Raw genomic sequence first — 12,294 nt, forward strand, 5'->3', positions numbered from 1 at the left:
TCACCCGGTGGGCCAACCGCCGGGTGATGTTCTGTTCCATTCTTTCCGGGGCACTTCATGCAAAATCAAATCGGCGCACCAAAGCAGAAGCTCAGCTTCAGCGATCCCAAAGTGCGTGCGTGGCTCTTCCAGATCATCACGATTGTGGCGGTGGTCTCGCTGGGCTGGTACCTCTTCAACAACACCCAGACCAACCTGCAACACCGGGGCATTACCTCGGGTTTCGACTTTCTTGAGCGCAGTGCCGGTTTCGGCATCGCGCAGCACCTGATCGACTACACCGAGTCGGACAGCTACGCCCGTGTGTTCGTGATCGGTTTGCTCAACACCTTGCTGGTGACCGTGATCGGTGTGGTGCTGGCTACGATCCTCGGGTTCATCGTCGGCGTGGCACGCCTGTCGCCCAACTGGATGATCAACAAGCTGGCGACGGTGTATGTGGAAGTGTTCCGCAACATCCCGCCGTTGCTGCAAATCCTGTTCTGGTATTTCGCGGTGTTCCTGACCATGCCAGGGCCGCGTAACAGCCACAACTTTGGCGATACCTTCTTTGTCAGCAGCCGTGGCCTGAATATGCCGGCAGCACTGGCCGCTGATGGTTTCTGGCCATTCGTGGCGAGCATCGTGGTCGCCATCGTGGCCATCGTGTTCATGGCCCGCTGGGCCAACAAGCGCTTTGAAGCCACCGGCGTGCCGTTCCATAAGTTCTGGGCGGGCCTGGCGCTGTTCATCGTGATCCCGGCGTTGTGCGCCTTGATCTTCGGTGCCCCCCTGCACTGGGAAATGCCGAAGCTGCAAGGCTTCAACTTTGTCGGCGGCTGGGTACTGATCCCCGAGCTGTTGGCACTGACCCTGGCGCTGACCGTCTACACGGCCGCGTTCATCGCCGAGATCGTGCGTTCGGGCATCAAGTCCGTCAGCCACGGCCAGACCGAAGCCGCGCGCTCCCTGGGCCTGCGCCCTGGGCCGACGCTGCGCAAGGTCATCATCCCGCAGGCCCTGCGGGTGATCATTCCGCCGCTGACCAGCCAATACCTGAACCTGGCGAAGAACTCGTCGCTGGCCGCCGGTATCGGTTACCCGGAAATGGTTTCGCTGTTTGCCGGCACGGTACTCAACCAGACCGGCCAGGCCATTGAAGTCATTGCCATCACCATGAGCGTGTACCTGGCGATCAGCATCAGCATTTCCCTGCTGATGAACTGGTACAACAAGCGCATTGCGCTGATCGAGCGGTGAGGAAACACCCATGAGTACGCATACTTTCAAACCTGATATGCCGCCGCCGAGCAAAGTCTTCGGCCCGGTGGCATGGATGCGCGCCAACCTGTTTTCCAGCTGGCTCAACACCCTGCTGACCTTACTGGCGATTTACCTGGTGTACCTGGTGGTGCCGCCGATCCTGCATTGGGCCATCATCGACGCCAACTGGGTGGGCACCACCCGCGCCGACTGCACCAAGGAAGGCGCCTGCTGGGTGTTTATCCAACAGCGTTTCGGGCAGTTCATGTACGGCTACTACCCGGGCGACTTGCGTTGGCGCGTAGACCTGACCGTGTGGCTGGCCATCGTCGGCGTGGCGCCGTTGTTCATCTCGCGCTTCCAGCGCAAGGCGATCTACGGCCTGAGCTTCCTGGTGCTGTACCCGATCATTGCCTACTTCCTGCTGCACGGCGGTGTGTTCGGCCTGACCAACGTGGCGACCAGCCAATGGGGCGGCCTGATGCTGACCCTGGTGATCGCCACCGTCGGTATCGCCGGTGCCTTGCCGTTGGGCATCGTGCTGGCGCTGGGGCGGCGTTCGAACATGCCGGCGATTCGAGTGGTCTGCGTGACCTTCATCGAATTCTGGCGCGGCGTGCCGTTGATCACGGTGCTGTTCATGTCTTCGGTGATGCTGCCCTTGTTCCTGCCCGAAGGCATGAACTTCGACAAGCTGCTGCGGGCCCTGATCGGCGTGATCCTGTTCCAGTCGGCCTACGTGGCCGAAGTGGTGCGCGGCGGTCTGCAGGCCATTCCCAAGGGGCAGTACGAAGCCGCCGCCGCGATGGGCCTGGGTTACTGGCGCAGCATGGGCCTGGTGATTCTGCCGCAAGCCCTGAAGCTGGTGATCCCGGGCATCGTCAACACGTTTATTGCGCTGTTCAAGGACACGAGTCTGGTGATCATCATCGGTTTGTTCGACCTGCTCAACAGCGTCAAGCAAGCCGCTGCCGACCCGAAATGGCTGGGCATGGCCACCGAAGGCTATGTGTTCGCCGCCCTGGTGTTCTGGATTTTCTGTTTTGGTATGTCGCGCTATTCCATGCATCTGGAACGCAAGCTCGACACAGGCCACAAGCGTTAGGAGTTCTTTTATGAGCGAAGCAATCAAAAAGCCTGTGGGCCCTGAAGGCATTATCCAGATGCAGGGCGTCAACAAGTGGTACGGCCAGTTCCACGTGTTGAAAGACATCAACCTCAACGTCAAGCAGGGCGAGCGTATCGTGCTGTGCGGCCCGTCGGGTTCGGGCAAGTCCACCACCATCCGCTGCCTCAACCGTCTGGAAGAGCACCAGCAAGGCCGCATCGTGGTCGATGGCGTGGAGCTGACCAACGACCTCAAGCAGATTGAAGCGATCCGCCGTGAAGTCGGCATGGTGTTCCAGCACTTCAACCTGTTCCCGCACCTGACCATCCTGCAGAACTGCACGCTGGCGCCGATGTGGGTACGCAAGATGCCCAAGCGCAAGGCCGAGGAAATCGCCATGCACTACCTGGAGCGCGTGCGTATCCCGGAGCAGGCCCACAAGTTTCCAGGGCAGCTGTCCGGCGGCCAGCAACAGCGTGTGGCGATTGCCCGCGCACTGTGCATGAAACCGAAAATCATGCTGTTCGATGAGCCGACCTCGGCACTCGACCCGGAGATGGTGAAGGAAGTACTCGACACCATGATCGGCTTGGCCGAAGACGGCATGACCATGCTGTGTGTAACCCACGAAATGGGCTTTGCCCGTACCGTGGCCAACCGTGTGATCTTCATGGACAAGGGCGAGATCGTGGAGCAGGCGGCGCCGAATGACTTCTTCGACAACCCGCAGAATGACCGGACCAAGTTGTTCTTGAGCCAGATTCTGCATTGATCGATGGGTGAATAAATAAACCCGGCCTCGTGCCGGGTTTATTTTTGCCTGCGGTTTTTGTCAGGAGGCTTGAGCCGCCAGCAGCTGTGCATCCTTGGCGATGAGCAGTTGGTTCAAGTCTTTCCCCGTGTTGAGGACCTCGATTTCAGCCAGCAGGTGTGGGTGTTTATCCAGAAGGCGCATTAACGTGAGCAACGGTTCCGACGGAAAAATTTCAGCCCGTTCGTGGCGTGAAAATGCATGGTGCCCGCGGACGGTGAAGAGCCTCACCGCATCTTTTTGTGTGAGGTGCAGTTTGCGGCGGATTCGCTTCATTTCGGCGGCGATGATTTTGCGCGCGTCGATCAACAGCAGATCAGAGGCCTTGCAATAACGCTCTGCACTGTCGTCGTCGTGATCGAATTCAACTTCATGGCAGACCTCGCATTCCCAGCCTGCAATGTCGGGGATATCTCGAACCATTCCCCGCGTGTTGATCGTGAAGGTGCGACCTTCGAAAGGCTGCATTGCGTCATGGGTTCCGCAGCTCATGCATTGCTGGGGTCTCATAGGGTTTTCTCCTTGAAGGAGATTACGGGAGGACCACCGCCTGGGCGGTCAATGACCTTGATGTAAATCTCCGTGCCGTAAATCTTGATCAGGTAGACGTCCTGCCATACCCGATGGTCTGCATAGGTCGTCATCGATTTGTGCAACATTCGGCGCTCAAGGGCGCAGACCACCTGTTGCATATGGTCGGGGCTCAGCTCCTTTTCCTGCTTAAGAACCGCAGTGCGTTGCCTTTGTAGGCAACTCCGAATAGGCTGTAGGAAAATTCATCCTATGATTGGACGAAAGCTTAAAACCCATGACAGACATCGCCCCCTTGATCAAACGCTCCCTGGTCGACCAGGCCCTGGAGCAGCTGCGCCTGCGCATCAGCCAAGGCGTGTGGGCCATTGGTGAGCGCCTGCCCACCGAGCCCGAGCTGTCTGCCGAGTTGGGCATCAGCCGCAATACCGTGCGTGAGGCCATGCGTGTGCTGGCGTTTTCCGGGTTGATTGAGATCCGCCAGGGTGACGGCAGTTACCTGCGCTCGATGACCGACCCGCTGGGCACGATGCGCGCATTGTCTCACTGCACCCTGGAGCAGGCGCAAGAGACCCGGCAGATTCTGGAAGTGGAGGCGATCAGCTTGGCCGCGTTGCGCCGCACCGACGAAGACCTCAAAAGGTTGCGCGAGGCCCTCGACGCCAGCGCCGCGCTGTACCACGGCGATCTGGAGGCCTATATCAGCGCCGATCTGATCTTCCACAAACACTTGGTGGACGCCGCGCACAACCCGGCGCTGAGCGAGTTGTACCAGTACTTTTCCGCCATCGTCGGCGCCCAGTTGCGCCAGACCTTGAACATCACTCCGCGCCGCCAGGCAGTGTTCGACCTGCATATCGCCTTGCTCGAAGCCGTCGAAAAACAAGACCCGGAACGCGCCAAATCCCTCTGCCGGCAGTTGATCAATGAACCCTGAAACCAAACTCGAAGAACTGTTGATCGACGCCGAAGCCGACGACGAAGTGGTGCAACACACCCCACCCGCCATGAGCCGCCCATGGTTGCTGATCCTGGGGCTGGTCCTGGTGGCGATGAACCTGCGCCCGGCGTTGTCGAGCCTGTCACCGTTGCTCAATGACGTATCGGCCAGCCTGGGCTTGTCGGCGGCCAAGGCCGGCCTGCTGACCACCTTGCCGGTGATGTGCCTGGGTTTGTTCGCGCCACTGGCGCCGATCCTGGCCCGGCGTTTTGGCGCCGAGCGGGTGGTGCTGGGGATTTTGCTGACACTGGCCGGCGGTATCATCCTGCGCAGTTCGTTCGGCGAGGCCGGGCTGTTCACCGGCAGCCTGATCGCCGGCGCCAGCATCGGCATCATCGGCGTGCTGCTGCCGGGCATCGTCAAGCGTGATTTCGCCAAACAGGCGGGCACCATGACCGGCGTGTACACCATGGCGCTGTGCCTGGGCGCGGCGCTGGCGGCGGGGGCCACGGTGCCGTTGAGCCACGCGTTCGGTAACAGCTGGAATATCGGCCTGGGGTTCTGGATCGTGCCCGCGCTGATCGCGGCGTTGTTCTGGTTGCCACAGGTGGGGCAGAAACAGGGTGCCCATCAAGTGGCGTACAAGGTCAAAGGGCTGCTGCGCGATCCGCTGGCCTGGCAAGTGACCTTGTACATGGGCCTGCAATCGTCCCTGGCCTACATCGTGTTCGGCTGGGTGCCGTCGATCCTGATCAGCCGTGGCCTGAGCGCCACCGAAGCCGGCTTGCTGCTGTCCGGTTCGATCATCGTGCAACTGCTCAGCGCCCTGACCGCGCCGTGGCTGGCGACCCGGGGCAAGGACCAGCGGCTGGCCATCGTCGTGGTGATGCTGCTCACCCTTGGCGGGTTGTTTGGCTGCCTGTTTGCGCCATTGGACGGGTTGTGGGGCTGGGCCATTCTGCTGGGCTTGGGCCAGGGCGGTACGTTCAGCCTGGCGCTGACCCTGATCGTGCTGCGCTCGCGGGATTCCCACGTGGCCGCCAACCTGTCAGGCATGGCGCAGGGCATTGGCTACACGCTGGCGTCCATGGGCCCGTTGGCGGTGGGTGTGCTGCATGACTGGACCGGTGGCTGGGGTGCCACCGGCTGGGTGTTCGGCGTGATCGGGCTGGGCGCGATCATCGCCGGGTTGGGGGCCGGTCGTGCCCTGTATGTGGGGGTGACCAGCGAGAGGGTTTAGAGATAGCGCACGGTCAGGGTGACCGAGCCATCCAGCGGCACTTCGTTGGTCAGGGTCAGGCCTTGGGAGGGAGCGATGGCACCGGCCACTTGCAGGTCGGTGACCAGGCGTTGTACCGGCACCGGGGCCAGTGTGTTCATGTCGGCGAAGCTGGTCAGGCCGTCATCCACCAGAGCACTTTCGCGCTCCCAGGTGACACCGCCGTCGAAAGAGGCAATGCCGCGGACGTTGACGTCATCCGCAACAGGCCCCGACATCGCGACCGTGAAGTAGCCCAGTTTCTCAGTGTCATTGATCAAGCCAAGACCGAAGTTGTAGTAGTCCTGGTTCGATTCCGAGCCGGCTCGGTTGTCCTTGAGCGCGACGGCAAACAGCGTGGAGGCATCGCAGGTCACGGTCATTTGCAGGTTCTGCCTGGGCAGGTAGGTCGGCTGGTCGGGGCGCAGGTCCTTGGCCGACAGCTTGCCGAAATCGACCAGGCCGCCATTGCTGAGGGCTGTTTTGCAAGCTCTTGGGGTGATCGTGCCTTTGACGCTCAGGTCGACGCTGGACGCGGCGACCGCATGGCCTGCGCTCGCCAGCAGCGCGGCGACCAACAGGTTACGAGTGATGCTCATGGTGTTGCTCCTACAGGGTTGGGGAAAAAACGCGAATTACAGGTACACAACTTCCAACGTGGCCGACCCGTCCATCGGCGTTTCCACGCTGAGGTCCAGGTTCTGCCGGGCGTTGATCGTGGCTTCCAGCTTCAGGGTGCTGGTCAGCGTCTGGATGGCCGACGGGCCGGCGGTGCTGCCGACCACGTCGGTGAAACCGAGCAGGCTGCGCGAGCCGACATCGATGGGATTGAGGTTGGCCATGCGCCAGGCCAGTCCGCCGGTGGTGGATTCGGTGCCGTACACCACGGCCAGGTCATCGACCACGGTTTGCCTGGGGTCGAAGCTCACTGAATAAACGCCGATTTTGTTGCCGCTGGTGTCCAGGCCCAGGCCGTAGAAAATCTCGCTGTTGACGTGGGCCGTGCCGTCGCGGTTGTCGCGCATGCGCAGGGCGAAGCGGCCGGGCGCGTTGCAGTTGACGGTGAGGGTCAGGTACTTGTGGGGCAGGCGCGTGCCATTGGTGAGGTTGAGGTCATTGCGCGAGATCTTGCCGAAGTCGACCAGCCCGCCGCCGGACAGCAGTGGCGTGCAGGCCATGGGCGTGATCAGGCCGGTGACAGCCAGGTCGACAGTGGACACGGCGTGAGCGGTGCCCGACGACAATGCCAAGGCAATCAGAAGGTGCTTCATGGGAGGGCTCCTAGAGGTAGTTGAGTTCGAGGGTGGCGGCGCCGTCGAGGCGCACTTCGCTGCCCAGGTCCAGCGTGCCCAGTGGTGCAATCACCGCTTCCAGGCTCGTGGTGGTGCTGAGTTGTTGAATCGGCACGGGGCCGCTGGTGTTGCCGGCGCTGGTGCTGAAACCCAGGAAACGGCTGGCGCCAATCGCCAACGGGTTGGCGCTCGCGCTGCTCCAGGGGGCGGTGCCGGTGGGGGAGTCGGTTCGATAAAGCCCTGGGAAACTGTCGGCGGTGGTGCGCGCAGGGTCGAAGACCAATCGGTAGCGGCCGATTTTTTGTTGCTGCGCGTCGAGTCCCAGGCCGTAGGTCGTGTCGTCTCCCGGACCGGTGGCCGAGCCTTGGCGGTTATCCTGCAGGCGCAGGCTGAACGCGGTCGGTGCGTCGCAGGCCACGCTGACCACCAGTGGTCGCGGGGGCAGGGCCGTCTCTTTGTCGGCGTTCAGGTCCATTACCGACAACTTGCCGAACGCCACTGTGCCGCCGTTGGACAGGCTAGGGGTGCAGGCCGCAGGGGCGAAGCGGGCTTGCAGGCGTAACTCCCGCGAGCGTCCCGTGTGGACGGCATCGACCACGCCGCTGGTGTCCCAGGTAACGGTATCGCTGACGCGCAGGGCGTCTTGCCGGGCCCAGGCGCTGACCTCCAGTTGCAACGACAAGCTGCGCCCGATGACCGGTACGCCGGCACGCATCGGCACGATGCCGTGTTCAGGACGCCAGCGCAGGGTTGTTGCGCTGCTCACTGGCGGCTGGCCGCTGCCGGGAACCAGGCCCAACTCCACCGGTTGGCCGTCGAGCAGTGCGTCGCTGGCCCGCAGGCTGTAGCTGCCACGGCCGGTGAATTGGAAGCGCTCGGTGCCGGCTGCCAACCCGCGATAGAACAGACTCAAGTCAGTGGGCGTGGGGCAGTTCAGTGTCAGGCTCAGGCGCCGTTCGCCCAACAGGTGCTCGGCTGCGGCTATCGGCGACACCGCCCGGTTCACCAGGCCGAAATCCACGGCGGTTTCGCTCAGGTTCAACTGGCACTCATCCATGCCCCAGGCATTTGCGCCCAGCAACAGGCTGGCGGACAACAAGGCAGGTTTCAGGCCCATGGTTAAGTTCCTCATGGTTGGCACCGCGCCGGTGCGGTTTCGTAATACACCTCGGGATCGCCTCGTTCGGGCAAGTCGAAGTCCAGGCGGCAACGGGGCCGGCCGGGGGCGCTGACCCACAGTTCGCGACGGTCCAGCACGTCCGGCAGGAACACTTGGCTGCCTTCCTGAACCAGGGTCACGAACTCGCCGTCGGCGGTGCTGATGGCGGCGCCACGAGGCAGGGGTTGGCCATTGGCGTCGGTCACGTTCAGCAGCGCGCGGCGTGTGAGGGCCACGCCGAACTTGACGTTGTCTACGGCGCCACGTCCGGCCGACAGCACGGCCAGGCCGTTGCTGATGTCGGCGTTGCGCGGCAGCGAGCGGGTGTGCACTTCCACCGGGCTGCGGCCGTAAGGGCTGAGCTGCGACACCACGGCCTGGCCTTGCCAGTCGGTCCACACCGGGCCACTGGGGGTGCTGACCTTGATGCCGGCCATGTCGCCTACCGACATCAGCGCAAAGGTCTCGCGCACCGGGTAGGGCGAAAACGTCAGCCCATCGCTGTGCAACACCACCCCACCGCGTGCGCCACCTTGATAGCTGGAGCGTTCCTGATTGTTGCGGGTGTAGTTGAAGTCCAACTGGCTGTAATACGGCAACGTCGAGACACCGATGGATGACTCCACCTCACGGTCGCGGCTGTCACGTTCAACGCCTACCTGGTAGCTCAACTGGTCGTTGATTTGTTCGCTGACCCCGGCCCCGATGCGGTGATCGCCTCCGGCATTGCGCGCCCAGGCACGACCGCGGCGGCTCTCGCCCAGGGGCACGCTGATGTTCAGGTACACACTGTCATCGCTCTGCTGGCGGCCGCCCACTTGCCACTCGGCGCTGGCGGACACCGATACACGCCCAAAGCTGGTGCCCCACGACGCCAGCGCGCGGCTGCTGCTCTCACCGGTAAACGAGGACGAGCGTGAAATCCCGGCGCTGAACGCGCCGAGCATCGGGTGTGACCAGGACGCTGTGGCGCTTTGCTGATCGCGATAGCGGGAGCGGCGTTGCTCACGGGTTTCGGTGGTGTAGGTGGAGTCCTCGAGGTCGCGGTAGCCAAGGCTGCGCCAGGAGCCGGCTGTGGTGATGGCCCAACGTTCGCTCAGGCGTTGGGACCACGACAGATCGGTTTGCACGCCCTGCTCGTTACCGTTGCGGGTGGCCTGGGCCACTTGGGATGAGGCCTGGAACTGACTGTCCTGCCACGGCAGCCAGGCCAGGCTGGCACCCGCCGCGCGGTAATCCTCGGCGCCCAGCACACCGGCGCCCACGCTGACCTGTGGGTGCAATGCACCGCTCCATCCGCCGCTGACCACCCAGGGCTCGGCCCCTTCACCGGTACCGAGCTTGCGCACGCGCCCCGCCGCCACCGAGTAACCCGGCGCTGGCAGGCCCAGGCCAAGCATGGCGGCGGGCACGGTGAAGCGACGTTCTTCGCCGCTGCTTTCCTTGACCGTGACTTCCACATCGGAGCGGCTGTTCAAGCGCCGCACATCGGTGAGGGAGAACGGCCCCGCTGGCACCACGGTGGAGTGAATCAACGTGCCGTTCTGACGGATCTCCACTTGGGCCGGGCTGTTGGCGATGCCGGTGATGGTGGCGCCCTGGTTCTGGTCCTGCAGGGCCGTCTCGGTGAGTACCTGGGCCCCGGTGATCTGTGCGCCGGCCAGTACCGGGTTGTAGAGGTTGATCTGCCCGGCCTGGAACACCGCTTGCTGTTCGGCAAAGGTGCGCTGGGCGTAGGCGTCCAGGTGGGTGGTGCGCGACACCTTGTCTTGCCAGGTGCGTACCTGGCGACTGCGCACGATCCAGTCGCCGGCGTTGAAACCGACCTCGGTGTTGGCCGAGCCGAAACGGCTGGTGTCGTCGCCGAACTCGTTGTACAGGCCGCTCAGGTCATAGTTGAGCAGCCCGGCGAACCCGCCGGTCTGGTAGCCGGACACATCGCGCACGGTCGGGCGCAGCGCATCGGTGGGCACGACCAGCGACAGGCTGAGGGTGGCCGGGTCCTGCTCGATCACGGTCTGTGGGTAGGCCTCGAGAAAAGCATGGCATTCGCCATCGTCGGCCGGCACGCGCAAGTGGCCTGCATCCAGCAGGGCCTGGTTGAAACACAGCACGCCCTGCCTGTTGAACACCACGTCGACCCGCCCACGTCGCTGGCCGTTCACGTTGAGGTTCAGGGCATGGCGCCCGGCCGTGAAGCGCGGGGCTTCCAGCAACAGGTTGGCCAATTGCGGGTCAATCCCGCGTTGGGCCAAGGTTTGCGGGTCGAACGAGCCGGCGCCTTCATCGGCAAGGGCGGCAGCCGTTGGCAGCACGGTGCCCAGGCTCAGCGCAACGCCCGCCAGCCATTTGCGCGCCCGGGGTGATGAAACACCAGGCACGGCTTCGCCGTCGCGATCAGTCATAACTGTGCTCACAAGTCGTACTCGAATAAGTGGAGGCAGGCCCGCGTCAATCCTTCGCGACGGGAGAGCTCCTGGTGGCCTTCAATGGGAGGCCACTTCGTTATCAGGGCGCCGGCATTGGGCCCGCCGGCGCTGCGATCAAAGGGTGATCGGTGCTTCGTAAGGCGCCACCGCAAACCCGTAGACGGTGGCCGGTTGCATCTGCACGGTGCTGGCCTGGGCTTGGCTGGCGGCCACGCTCAAGGTCTCGCCGGGCAGCACATAGGTGCGCGGCAGCAAGGCCGAGCCTTTGCCGGGCAGCAAGGTCAATTCCTGAGCCAGGCGGACCACGTAGGGCGTCGGGTTATTCACACTCAGTTGCTGGTTCTTCAGGCTCCAGACCAAGCCGGTCCAGGGCGTGCGATTCGGTGCGAGCCCCTTGGGGTGCAGAATCACCGGCAGGTTTTGGCGCACCGTCACGCCCACTCGCGCATGCCCGGCCTGGCCTTCGGCGCGGCCCTGAGGCATGCCTTCGAAGATCACCCGTTTCAAGCGCTGGGTGGTCAGGGGGGTGGCCGATTGCAGGATGAAACGGATCAACTGGCTCTTGGACGGCTCGACCCGTGTCAGCGGCGGCGTGACAAACAGCAGCGGCGCCGTGTCTTCAGGAATGTCTTCGAGGGTGACGTGCAGCAAGGCGAGCTTGGTGTCGGTGTTGGTCACCGACACCGAGGCTTCGCCATCGGCCTCGTTGACGATCACCACCGACGTGTCCGGCACCATGCCATCGGCGAGCACAAGGGTGGGGCCCCACAACGTCAGCGCCAGCGCGGCAAGGTAGAGGCAGGCATAGCGAACCAGGTTGAACACCCGTGTAATTATTTTGGCAACGCAAGGGAAGGGGAGCATGACTACAGATACCTCAGGTCTAGCACGATGGAGCCGTCCAACGGCACCTCTTGGTCGAGGGTCAGGTAGGCGGCGGCGTTGATCGACGTTTTGATTTCCAGCTTGGCGGTGAGCACACTGTGCGGGTCCGGCACCAGCGTGCCGGGGTGCGCAAAGCCCATGTAGTTGTCCGGGTAGGCGTTGGTTTCGGGAAACCAGGTCAGGCCTCGATTGCTGGAGGCCAGCACAATGGCGCGTTGGCCATCGCCCACCGCTTCGCGAATGGCCAGGGCCACCGAGCCCAGGCGTTCAGCCGGGGCATGGACGTTGTTGCCCAAGCCGTAATAGAAGCCAGGGCCCACGGAGGAGTCGGCACGGTTATCCACACCGACCAGCACGAACAGCACGGGCTGGTTGCAGGTGACGTTCATGTCCAGTGTGCGCAGGGGCAGTTCGGTGAACTCGTACTGATTGAGCGAGCGGGCCGGCACCCGCCCATGGTCGACGATGCCGCTGGGCGACAGGACCAGCGTGCAGGCACTCGGGGTGACGCTGCCGGTCAACGTCACGTCGACCTTCGAGGCACACAGGGCGGAGGTGGCGGTCAGGCAGAGACCGAGCGTCATCAAGCGGCGTGAGAGCGTGTTCATGGTCGATGTTGGAACCGTGTTGAGGGACATC

General features: G+C 63.2%; 12 protein-coding genes and 1 pseudogene. 5 read left to right on the forward strand and 8 right to left on the reverse strand.

From position 1 onward, the window contains the following. The first annotated feature begins 57 nt into the window (after positions 1 to 57). From HX803_RS20085 to HX803_RS20095, 3 genes are read left to right on the forward strand one after another with little or no spacing between them, the layout of a single operon-like run. Positions 58 to 1,239: an amino acid ABC transporter permease gene (locus HX803_RS20085; RefSeq protein ID WP_178922835.1), complete on the forward strand. Its 1,182-nt coding sequence runs from the start codon at positions 58 to 60 to the stop codon at positions 1,237 to 1,239. Between the two features lie 10 nt (positions 1,240 to 1,249). Further along, positions 1,250 to 2,347: an amino acid ABC transporter permease gene (locus HX803_RS20090; protein WP_178922838.1), complete on the forward strand. Its 1,098-nt coding sequence runs from the start codon at positions 1,250 to 1,252 to the stop codon at positions 2,345 to 2,347. Positions 2,348 to 2,357: 10 nt separating this feature from the next. Continuing rightward, positions 2,358 to 3,122, forward strand: coding sequence for an amino acid ABC transporter ATP-binding protein (locus tag HX803_RS20095; RefSeq protein ID WP_003221897.1), 765 nt, complete (start codon positions 2,358 to 2,360; stop codon positions 3,120 to 3,122). 60 nt (positions 3,123 to 3,182) lie between these two features. Here the strand turns inward: HX803_RS20095 and HX803_RS20100 are convergent, their stop codons facing one another. After that, entirely contained in the window at positions 3,183 to 3,671 is a 489-nt protein-coding gene (locus tag HX803_RS20100; protein WP_178922840.1) for a type II TA system antitoxin MqsA family protein, read from the reverse strand. Continuing rightward, positions 3,668 to 3,868, reverse strand: a pseudogene (locus HX803_RS20105) (type II toxin-antitoxin system MqsR family toxin); the annotation flags it as partial. The pseudogene HX803_RS20105 and the gene HX803_RS20100, both read right to left, overlap by 4 nt. Positions 3,869 to 3,969: 101 nt before the next feature. Between HX803_RS20105 and HX803_RS20110 the strand changes: the two are divergent. Together HX803_RS20110 and HX803_RS20115 are read left to right on the forward strand one after the other, a co-directional pair. After that, positions 3,970 to 4,629, forward strand: coding sequence for a FadR/GntR family transcriptional regulator (locus HX803_RS20110; RefSeq protein ID WP_178922845.1), 660 nt, complete (start codon positions 3,970 to 3,972; stop codon positions 4,627 to 4,629). Continuing rightward, on the forward strand, positions 4,619 to 5,872 hold the full coding sequence (locus HX803_RS20115; RefSeq protein ID WP_178922847.1) for a CynX/NimT family MFS transporter: 1,254 nt from the start codon (positions 4,619 to 4,621) through the stop codon (positions 5,870 to 5,872). Before HX803_RS20110 ends, HX803_RS20115 begins: the two co-directional genes overlap by 11 nt. Here HX803_RS20115 and HX803_RS20120 read toward each other — a convergent pair. From HX803_RS20120 to HX803_RS20145, 6 genes are all read right to left on the reverse strand, one after another. Beyond that, positions 5,869 to 6,489 (reverse strand): DUF1120 domain-containing protein, encoded by a 621-nt coding sequence (locus tag HX803_RS20120; RefSeq protein WP_178922849.1) that lies wholly within the window; start codon positions 6,487 to 6,489, stop codon positions 5,869 to 5,871. The genes HX803_RS20115 and HX803_RS20120 overlap by 4 nt on opposite strands. A 36-nt stretch (positions 6,490 to 6,525) precedes the next feature. Beyond that, positions 6,526 to 7,161: a DUF1120 domain-containing protein gene (locus HX803_RS20125; RefSeq protein WP_178922851.1), complete on the reverse strand. Its 636-nt coding sequence runs from the start codon at positions 7,159 to 7,161 to the stop codon at positions 6,526 to 6,528. Between the two features lie 10 nt (positions 7,162 to 7,171). After that, entirely contained in the window at positions 7,172 to 8,299 is a 1,128-nt protein-coding gene (locus HX803_RS20130; protein WP_178922853.1) for a DUF1120 domain-containing protein, read from the reverse strand. An 11-nt stretch (positions 8,300 to 8,310) separates the two neighbouring features. Beyond that, on the reverse strand, positions 8,311 to 10,746 hold the full coding sequence (locus HX803_RS20135) for a fimbria/pilus outer membrane usher protein (RefSeq protein ID WP_218647113.1): 2,436 nt from the start codon (positions 10,744 to 10,746) through the stop codon (positions 8,311 to 8,313). A 138-nt stretch (positions 10,747 to 10,884) separates the two neighbouring features. Beyond that, positions 10,885 to 11,595, reverse strand: a complete 711-nt coding sequence (locus HX803_RS20140) for a fimbria/pilus chaperone family protein (RefSeq protein ID WP_372339930.1) — start codon at positions 11,593 to 11,595, stop codon at positions 10,885 to 10,887. 41 nt (positions 11,596 to 11,636) lie between these two features. After that, positions 11,637 to 12,263, reverse strand: coding sequence for a DUF1120 domain-containing protein (locus HX803_RS20145; RefSeq protein ID WP_178922859.1), 627 nt, complete (start codon positions 12,261 to 12,263; stop codon positions 11,637 to 11,639). Positions 12,264 to 12,294 lie beyond the last annotated feature (31 nt).

The organism is Pseudomonas sp. P7548, from assembly GCF_013386585.1.
Classification (GTDB): Bacteria; Pseudomonadota; Gammaproteobacteria; order Pseudomonadales; family Pseudomonadaceae; genus Aquipseudomonas.